The sequence below is a fragment of the Kitasatospora sp. NPDC054768 genome, from assembly GCF_053612025.1.
Genome location: NZ_JBSHBN010000094.1, coordinates 22,823 through 30,953, shown reverse-complemented (window position 1 = coordinate 30,953; position 8,131 = coordinate 22,823). Strand labels below are relative to the sequence as shown.

At 74.5% G+C, this 8,131-nt stretch carries 6 protein-coding genes and 1 pseudogene; 5 read left to right on the top strand and 2 right to left on the bottom strand.

The window, feature by feature from the left end; genetic code table 11:
- Positions 1–179: 179 nt before the first annotated feature.
- Together ACWGKU_RS25465 and ACWGKU_RS25460 are read left to right on the top strand one after the other, a co-directional pair.
- Positions 180–713: pseudogene (locus tag ACWGKU_RS25465) on the top strand (DoxX family membrane protein); the annotation flags it as partial.
- 42 nt (positions 714–755) lie between these two features.
- Positions 756–1,229: a QcrA and Rieske domain-containing protein gene (locus ACWGKU_RS25460; protein ID WP_452179512.1), complete on the top strand. Its 474-nt coding sequence runs from the start codon at positions 756–758 to the stop codon at positions 1,227–1,229.
- 74 nt (positions 1,230–1,303) lie between these two features.
- Here ACWGKU_RS25460 and ACWGKU_RS25455 read toward each other — a convergent pair whose 3' ends face one another.
- The gene (locus tag ACWGKU_RS25455; RefSeq protein ID WP_359911252.1) at positions 1,304–1,513 is read right to left on the bottom strand and encodes a hypothetical protein; all 210 of its coding nucleotides are present in this window, start codon (positions 1,511–1,513) and stop codon (positions 1,304–1,306) included.
- Entirely contained in the window at positions 1,510–3,027 is a 1,518-nt protein-coding gene (locus ACWGKU_RS25450; RefSeq protein WP_452179508.1) for a PspC domain-containing protein, read from the bottom strand. Before ACWGKU_RS25450 ends, ACWGKU_RS25455 begins: the two co-directional genes overlap by 4 nt.
- Before the next feature lie 263 nt (positions 3,028–3,290).
- On the opposite strand from ACWGKU_RS25450, the gene ACWGKU_RS25445 reads away from it, so the two are divergent.
- From ACWGKU_RS25445 to pcrA, 3 genes are all read left to right on the top strand, one after another.
- On the top strand, positions 3,291–4,625 hold the full coding sequence (locus ACWGKU_RS25445) for an ATP-binding protein (protein WP_452179511.1): 1,335 nt from the start codon (positions 3,291–3,293) through the stop codon (positions 4,623–4,625).
- Positions 4,618–5,346: a LuxR C-terminal-related transcriptional regulator gene (locus ACWGKU_RS25440; protein ID WP_401052299.1), complete on the top strand. Its 729-nt coding sequence runs from the start codon at positions 4,618–4,620 to the stop codon at positions 5,344–5,346. The genes ACWGKU_RS25445 and ACWGKU_RS25440 overlap by 8 nt, the downstream gene beginning before the upstream one ends.
- Before the next feature lie 168 nt (positions 5,347–5,514).
- Entirely contained in the window at positions 5,515–8,127 is a 2,613-nt protein-coding gene (pcrA, locus tag ACWGKU_RS25435; RefSeq protein ID WP_452179507.1) for a DNA helicase PcrA, read from the top strand.
- Positions 8,128–8,131 lie beyond the last annotated feature (4 nt).

The following is an 8,131-nucleotide window of genomic DNA, read 5'->3' as shown; positions in this document are numbered from 1 at the left end:
CTCGGCCTGCGCCCGCGCGGGCCCCCGCGTTCTCCGGTCCCGGCGGCCCCCCCCCCCGCGACCGTTTGCGGTGCGGGCGTCGCTCTCCGGGAGGACCTCCCACCGAAAGCGGCCGGGAGCGGGCAGAATGCGGACCGGACCTGTCAGGGACTGGCAGGCGGCGAGGGAAGGTGTGAGGGATGTCGGAGGCCAGCAACTCGGTGCCGGCCGGTGGCGGCGCGGCCGGCCGGGCCGCCAGGGCGGCGCGACTGCGGGCGCTCGCGTCCACGTACGCGCTGCTGCCTCTGCGGCTCTTCCTCGGCGTCACCTTCGTCTACGCCGCGCTCGACAAGCTCTCCGACGCCCACTTCCTGGCCGGGGCGGGCGACCCGGCGTCCTTCGTCTCGCAGACCCAGGCCGCCAAGGCGGGCGGCAGCCCGATCTCCTTCCTGCTCGGCCCCGCCCTCGACCACCCGACCCTGTTCGCGCTCGCCGTCGCCTTCGGCGAGCTGGCGGTGGGCCTGGGCACCCTGCTCGGCCTCTGGGGCCGGGTCGCCGCGCTCGGCGGCGCGCTGCTCAACCTCAGCCTGTGGCTGACCGTCAGCTGGAGCGTCTCGCCGTACTACCTCGGCAACGACCTGGCCTACCTGATGGCCTGGACGCCGCTGCTGCTGGCCGGCACGCCGTACCTGTCGGTGGACGGCTACCTGGCCCGCCGGGCCGGACGGGACCGCGCGCGCGGGCTGGGCGAGGACCACGTCAAGCGCCGGGCCCTGGTGGACGGCGGGATCGCGGCCGTCGCGATCGGCGGGGCCGGGCTGCTCACCGGCTCGCTGACCCGGACCTTCGGCCGGGACAAGCCGGCCGCGCCCGAGCCGTCGGCGGCCCCGGTCTCCGCCGTCCCGTCCGCCGCGGCCCCGGCCTCCGGTGCCCCGGCGACGGCGCCCACGGTGCCCGCCGCGAGCGTGCCGGTCGGCGGCTCGGCCCAGGTCAAGGACCCGGCCACCGGGGACGCCGTCTACATCGTCCAGCCCAAGGCCGGCCAGTACTGCGCCTTCTCCGCGGTGTGCACCCACTCCGGCTGCGCCGTGGACGCGCCGAAGAACGGCCAGCTGTACTGCCCCTGCCACGGCTCCCGGTTCGACGCCGCGACCGGTGCGGTGGTCAACGGGCCGGCGGTCAAGCCGCTGCCCAAGTACGCCGTCAGCAAGGACGGGGACCGGCTGGCCCTGGGCCCGCAGCAGAGCTGAGGGCCCGGAGCCGGGCTGAGGGCCCGGAGCCGGTCAGGGGCGGCCCGGGACGTCCGGGGGCCTGCCCCGGACGCTCACTCCTCGCGGTCGGGCCGGCCGCGCCGGGCCACCGCCGCGACCGCGCCGGCCAGGCCGCCGACACCGAGCACGATGAAGGTGACCGGGATGACGATCCGCCCGTTCACCGACTGGTCGTTGAGCGCCGCGACCAGGTAGAGCACCGCGAGTACGGTGAACAGCGCGCCCGCGATCAGCGAGAACAGGTCGAGCCGGTGCTTCCTCACTGCTGGACCACCTTGATGTTGCCGAGCCCGATGCCGAGTTCGAGATTGAGGGTCCCCTTGGCCGGCTGCCCGTTGGCAGGGCCGATCAGGTAGGTGTGCCGCCCGGTGCCGTCGCTCCGCTCACCCGGGACGGTGACGTTGCCCAGGCCGACCCGGGTCACCAGGTTCACCGTGATGTCGTCCGGCACGGTGACCGTCATGTCGCCGGTTCCGAGGTCGACCTTGGTGGCGAGGGTGGCCCCCGCCGGGTCGAGCGCGGAGAGGTCGAGCCTGATCTGCCCGGCGCCCAGGTTGTACCGGTCGCGCAGGTCGGTCGCCGAGGCGACGGTCCAGTCGCGATCGCCGACGGCGTTGCGCATGGAGTCCGGCGAGTGGCCGACGAAGGCCAGCGCCAGGGTGAGCAGCAGGCCGGTCACCGCCAGCCGGCGGGCCCGGCCGAACTTCGCGCCGACCAGCAGCGTCAGGCCCACCACCAGCAGCGCGGCGGCCAGCACCGTCGCACCCAGCACGGTGGGGTCGTGGTGGTCGGCGGAGGCGGCCCAGACCGCGGCGCCCGCGCCGATCGCCAGCAGGAAGCCGAAGAAGCCGAGCGCCGAGCGCTCCCGGGGGCGCCGTACGGCGGCGGGCGCGGGGCGTCGCCCGGGGTGCTCCTTGCGCAGCGGGTCGCCCTGCGGCAGGTCGGCGCGCTGCCACCAGGGCCGGGCCGGGCCACCGGCCGGCGGCACCGGGGTGCCGAACGGCGGGGTCGGGGTGCCGAACGGCGGCGTCGGGGTGCCGAAGGGCGGTGTCGGGGTGGCCGAGGAGCCGCCCCCGTACGGATTGCGCTCGGGGTGGCGGGGGTCCCACAGGTAGCCGCCCGCGCCGGGGGCCGGGCTGTCGGCGGGGCCCTTTCCGGCGGCCCGGGCGGACTCGTCCTGCTCCGGCCGCGGCCAGCGGTAGGCCCCGGCGCTCCCGGCGCCCGCCGCGCCGCCGGTGACCCCGGTGACCCCGGTGCCCTCGGACCCGTCGGACCCCGGGAAGTGGCGGTCGTACGGCCCGCCGCCGCGGCGGTCGCGCCCCCGGCCGCGGCCCCGGCGGCGCTCCGGGTCGTAGCGCACCGCCAGGAAGACCAGGGCGGCGAGCAACAGCAGCGGGAACATCTGGTCCCCGTCGCCCATCGAGGAGAAGAACACCCCGGTGCCGATCACGGTCAGCAGAACCGCGCCGACCGACTGGCCGTCCACCCGCCCGGTGAGCACCCGCTGGAGCTCGGTGCGCCCGCCGCGGCCCTTGGACTCGTCGTCGGTCGGGACGATCAGCCAGGCCAGGCCGTACAGGAACAGCCCGAGGCCGCCGGAGAGGCAGAGCACCACCGTGACGATCCGGAAGACCACCGGGTCGATGTCCAGGTGCCGGCCGAGGCCGCCGCAGACGCCGGCCACCACGCGGTGGTGCTCGGCCCGGGTCAGTGGCGGGCGGTCCGGTTCCGGCGGGGCGGCGGGCCCGGCCTCCTCGATGCGGGGGTCCTCGGTCATGGGCACCATCCTTCCGGCAGGGGCGGGCCCGGCCCAACCGGGTCGATCCCTGTCCGTACCCTGACTTGTCCCTGATACGCGATGGGGACACACCCTGATGCGCCCGTGGGCGCGCGCGTGGAACCATCGGTGCCGTGGCAGCCCCCGGTACCGATCCCCGACCCACCGCCCCCGACGCCGCGTCGTCGGCCGGCGCCGACCCGAGCGCGCCCGACGACGGGAGGCCGCCCTACCGGCGGCTCTACCGCAGCCCGCAGGGACGGATGCTCGGCGGCGTCGCGCACGGCCTGGCGGTGCACCTCGGGCTGCCGGTGCGGTGGGTGCGGATCGCCTTCGTCGTGCTGTTCTTCGCGCAGGGGATCGGCGCCCTGCTGTACGCCGCCTTCTGGTTCGTGGTGCCGATCGGCATCGGCGAGCCCTCGCAGCGCGGCGGCGCCCAGTGGGTGTACGTCAACGGGGTGTTCGTCCCGGCCTCGCCCGGGGTGCAGGGCGGCCTGCTGAGCAAGGGCGGCCAGGCCGGCGGCTGGGTGGCCCGGATGCGCCGACTGCTCCAGCACACCCTGCAGGGCGAGCCGGTGGGCTCCCCCGCGGAGGGGGAGGAGGCGGCGCCGGCCGGCAAGGCCGGGCAGGGCGGCCTGGGCCAGCTCGCCGCCCTGGTGATGACGGTGATCGGCCTGATCGCCCTGCTCAACGTGCTCGGCCTGCAGACCGCCAAGCCGTACACCTGGCCGCTGCTGGCGATCGGCGTCGGCGTGGCGCTGGTCTGGCGGCAGGCCGACGACTCGCGCTGGCAGCGCTGGTTCGGCATCGAGGAGGGCGAGAAGCGGCGCGGCGCCTACACCCGGGTCGGCGCCGGCGTGCTGCTCGCGGTGGCCGGCACCATCGCGCTGCTCGCCATGCAGGGCAGCGGTTCCACGCTCGGCTCGGTGGTCGAGGCCTCGCTCGCGGTGCTGGCCGGCGTGCTGGTGCTGCTGGGCCCGTACGGACTGCGGCTCTGGCAGGACCTCGGGGCCGAGCGCACGGCCCGCATCCGCGCCCAGGAGCGGGCCGAGATCGCCGCGCACATCCACGACTCCGTGCTGCACACCCTGACCCTGATCCAGCGCCGGGCCGAGGACCCCAAGGAGGTGCTGCGGCTGGCCCGCTCGCAGGAGCGCGAGCTGCGGCTGTGGCTGTACCGCCCGGAGGCCGCCGCCGAGGCCGCGCCGGACACCATGGCGGAGAGCCTGCGGGCCGCCGTCGCCGAGGTCGAGGACCGGCACGGCGTCCCGGTGGAGCTGGTGATCGTCGGCGACTGCCCGATGGACGAGAGGATCGCGGCACAGATGCAGGCCGCGAGGGAGGCGACCGTCAACGCGGCCAAGTACGGTGGCGGGGGACCGGTCCAGGTCTACGCCGAGGTGGAGGGGAGGACGGTGTCGGTGTTCGTCCGCGACCACGGCCCCGGCTTCGACCCCGACACGGTGCCCGAGGACCGGATGGGCGTACGGGAGTCGATCATCGGCCGGATGAAGCGCAACGGCGGCACCGCTCGGGTGCGGCCGGCGGCGGGCGGCGGCACCGAGGTCGAGTTGGAGATGGAGAGAGCGGATGACTGAGGCAGCTCCGGAGCGTTCTGCGCGGGTCGTGCTGGTGGACGACCACCGGATGTTCCGGACGGGGGTCAGGGCCGAGATCGGCCGCACCGAGGTGACCGGAATCGACGTGGTCGGCGAGGCCGACGACGTGGACTCGGCGGTCCGCGTGGTCGCCGAGACCAGGCCGGACGTGGTGCTGCTCGACGTCCACCTGCCGGGCGGCGGCGGCGTCGAGGTGCTGCGCCGCTCGGCCGGGGTGATGGGCGAGGGGTCGGGCGGTGCGGCGCGCAGCGCCTCGGACAAGAGCGGTGGCGAGCGACGGGAGGGCGTGAAGTTCCTGGCGCTGTCGGTGTCGGACGCCGCCGACGACGTCATCGGCGTCATCCGCGGCGGCGCGCGCGGCTACGTCACCAAGACCATCACCGGCGCCGACCTGGTGAACGCGATCTTCCGGATCGCCGACGGCGACGCGGTGTTCTCGCCCCGGCTGGCCGGCTTCGTGCTGGACGCCTTCGCCGCGACCGACACCCCGCCGGTGGACGAGGACCTGGACCGGCTCACCCAGCGCGAGCGCGAGGTCCTGCGGCTGATCGCCCGCGGCTACGCCTACAAGGAGATCGCCAAGCAGCTCTTCATCTCGGTGAAGACGGTCGAGAGCCACGTCTCCGCGGTGCTGCGCAAGCTCCAGCTGAGCAACCGCCACGAACTGACCCGCTGGGCCACCGCCCGCCGTCTGGTCTGAGGCTCTGAGGCTCCGAGGGGCCGAGGCGCCCGGTCCGGGGCGTCCGGCGCCCTCGAAGGCCGGTGCGGTCCCGTCCGACCGGCCCGCACCGGCCCGCACCGGCCCGCGCCGGCCCGGTCGCCCGGGGCGGGCGGGCTTGTCGGCGGGTGGCCATAGACTCGATGTGCCATGAGTAGCCTCTTTGACGACCTTCCGCTCCCCGGTTTCGAGGCACCCGCCGCCGGGTCGAAGCAGCCCGCCGCTCCCCTCGACGAGGAGCCCCCGCCGTACGACGACGACGTTCCGTACGACGCGTACGAGGAGGCCATCCCGGACGGGCTGTTCCGGACCGACCACTCCGCCGAGGCGGAGCGGGACGCCTGGTACCGCAACGGCGCCGCGCGGACGGTGGTGGACCCGGCGCAGCTGCTGGAGGGGATGAACGACCCGCAGCGCGAGGCGGTGCTGCACGCGGGCTCGCCGCTGCTGATCGTGGCCGGCGCCGGCTCGGGCAAGACCCGGGTGCTGACCCACCGGATCGCCCATCTGCTGGGCGCCCGCGGGGTGCAGCCGGGGGAGATCCTGGCGATCACCTTCACCAACAAGGCGGCCGGCGAGATGCGCGAGCGCGTCGAGGCGCTGGTCGGCCCGCGCGCCCGGGCGATGTGGGTCTCCACCTTCCACAGCGCCTGCGTGCGCATCCTGCGCCGCGAGTCCAAGCAGCTGGGCTTCACCTCCAGCTTCTCGATCTACGACTCGGCGGACTCGCAGCGGCTGATGTCGCTGGTCTGCCGGGACCTCGACCTGGACCCGAAGCAGTTCCCGCCGAAGTCCTTCACGGCGAAGGTCAGCAACCTCAAGAACGAGCTGATCGACGAGGAGACCTTCGCCGACCAGGCCGCCAACCCGATGGAGAAGAAGCTCGCCGAGGCGTACGCGCTCTACCAGCGGCGGCTGCGCGAGGCCAACGCGCTGGACTTCGACGACATCATCATGACGACGGTGAACCTGCTGCAGGCCTTCCCCGACGTCGCCGAGCACTACCGGCGCCGGTTCCGGCACATCCTGGTCGACGAGTACCAGGACACCAACCACGCCCAGTACATGCTGGTCAGGGAGCTGAGCGGGGGCTCCGTCGCGGCCGCGCCCAGGCGCACCGCGGACGGCGACCTCGTGAACCCGGCGGCCGGGCGGCTCGCCGAGGTGCCGCCGGCCGAGCTGTGCGTGGTCGGCGACGCGGACCAGTCGATCTACGCCTTCCGCGGCGCGACCATCCGCAACATCCTCCAGTTCGAGGAGGACTACCCGAACGCGACCACGATCCTGCTGGAGCAGAACTACCGCTCCACCCAGACCATCCTGAGCGCCGCCAACGCCGTCATCGAGCGCAACGCCAACCGCCGCGAGAAGAAGCTGTGGACGGCCGGCGAGCACGGCGAGAAGGTCATCGGCTACGTCGCGGACGACGAGCACGGCGAGGCCCAGTTCATCGCCGACGAGATCGACCGGCTCACCGACAAGGGCGAGGCCAAGCCCGGCGACGTCGCGATCTTCTACCGGACCAACGCCCAGTCCCGCGTGTTCGAGGAGGTGTTCATCCGGGTCGGCCTGCCGTACAAGGTGGTCGGCGGGGTGCGCTTCTACGAGCGCAAGGAGGTCCGGGACGTCCTGGCGTACCTGCGGGTGCTCTCCAACCCGGAGGACACCGTGCCGCTGCGCCGGATCCTCAACGTGCCCAAGCGCGGCATCGGCGAGCGGGCCGAGGCGATGATCGACGCGCTGGCCGCGCGGGAGCGGATCTCCTTCGCCCGGGCGCTGGTCCGGGTCGACGAGGCCTACGGGATGGCCGCGCGCTCGGCCAACGCCGTCAAGAAGTTCAACACCCTGATGGCCGGGCTGCGCCAGGTCGTCGAGTCGGGCGCGGGCCCGGCGGCGGTGCTGGAGGCCGTCCTGGAGGAGACCGGCTACCTGGCGGAGCTCCAGGCGTCGACCGATCCGCAGGACGAGACCCGGGTGGAGAACCTCCAGGAGCTCGCCTCCGTCGCCCTGGAGTACGAGCAGGACCCGGGCGAGCGGCCGGACGGCGACGCCGAGGGCACGCCGCCGGTCGGCTCGCTCGCCGACTTCCTGGAGCGGGTCGCGCTGGTCGCCGACTCCGACCAGATCCCGGACGACGACGAGAACGGGCAGGGCGTCATCACGATGATGACCCTGCACACCGCCAAGGGCCTGGAGTTCCCGGTGGTCTTCCTGACCGGCATGGAGGACGGGATCTTCCCGCACATGCGGGCGCTCAACCAGGTCAAGGAGCTGGAGGAGGAGCGCCGGCTCGCGTACGTCGGGCTCACCCGGGCCCGCGAGCGGCTGTACCTGACCCGCTCGGTGCTGCGCAGCGCCTGGGGGCAGCCGGCCTACAACCCGGCCTCGCGGTTCCTGGAGGAGATCCCGGAGACGCTGGTGGAGTGGAAGCGCACCGGGGCCGCGCAGGCGCCGGTCCAGCGCGGCTACTCCTCCGGCTCGTCCTGGGGCAGGTCCTCGTCCGGGGGCGGCGGTTCGCGGTCCTCGTCGACGGCGGCCGCGCCGAAGGCGGGCTGGGGGCAGTCGGCCCGGCGCGGCGGCCGGACGGTGGAGCGCGAGGCCGTCTCGCTCGCGGTCGGCGACCGGGTCACCCACGACAGCTTCGGGCTGGGCACGGTGATGGCCGTCACGGGCGCCGGCGACCGGGCGCAGGCCACCGTCGACTTCGGTGCCGAGGGCCGCAAGCAGCTGCTGCTGCGCTACGCGCCCGTCGAGAAGCTGTAGGGCG